Here is a 675-nt window from a genome sequence, read left to right as displayed (position 1 = left end):
CAATAAGACTCGTACTCTGCACCGAATTTCTGCGCCAAAACGCGTTCTTCGGGCATGATTTGAAAGCGTGTCATATAGGCAACAAATGCAGCCAAAAACAACCACGGCAGCGGGTGCGCCAAATAGCCCGCCCAGGCGACCAGCCAGCAGCCCAGACCCGCATACATCGGATTGCGACTGAAACGGTACACGCCGTCTGAAACGAAGTGTTCGGTTTGTTCGGGGTGGAGCGGGCTGATGGTCGTGCGCAAACGGCGAAACGCCCACACACCTAATACGCTCAACAGAGTCCCAAACACCATGAAAACAACCGACAGCAATATAGGAAAGCGCGGCAATATGTCGGCTAACGCCGACACTTGGGTAGAGATGTACATCAACAACGCACAAATAAAACATATCGCCGGCGGCGGAATTTTGGTTTCTAAATTCATATTGTTACCTTTATAAAACTGATGGCGCGACGTTTTCAGACGAACTAAAGCTTATTTTACCTCAAGCTTATTTTCCAATATACGCCAAACCGCTTTCTTCATCACGTTCGGGCGCGTCTTTTCCGTCAAACAGTGCCACTGCCAATCTGACGGCGGCGGCGGTTACGGCAGGGGAAATCATGAAACCGTGGCGGAAACAGCCGAAAATCTGTGTTTAGGTTTCGGCTGTTGGGGGGAGGGG

General features: G+C 51.1%; 1 protein-coding gene and 1 pseudogene. Both read right to left on the bottom strand.

Going from position 1 to position 675, the window contains the following annotated elements:
- On the bottom strand, positions 1–434 hold a 434-nt coding region (locus ACTHUR_RS14635), incomplete at its 3' end, for a methyltransferase family protein (RefSeq protein WP_440399309.1).
- Positions 435–501: 67 nt separating this feature from the next.
- Positions 502–645: pseudogene (locus ACTHUR_RS14630) on the bottom strand (FAD-dependent oxidoreductase); the annotation flags it as partial.
- Between the last annotated feature and the right edge of the window lie 30 nt (positions 646–675).

The organism is Neisseria sp. P0021.S007 (assembly GCF_051956855.1).
This window is presented reverse-complemented; position numbering and strand designations above follow the sequence as displayed.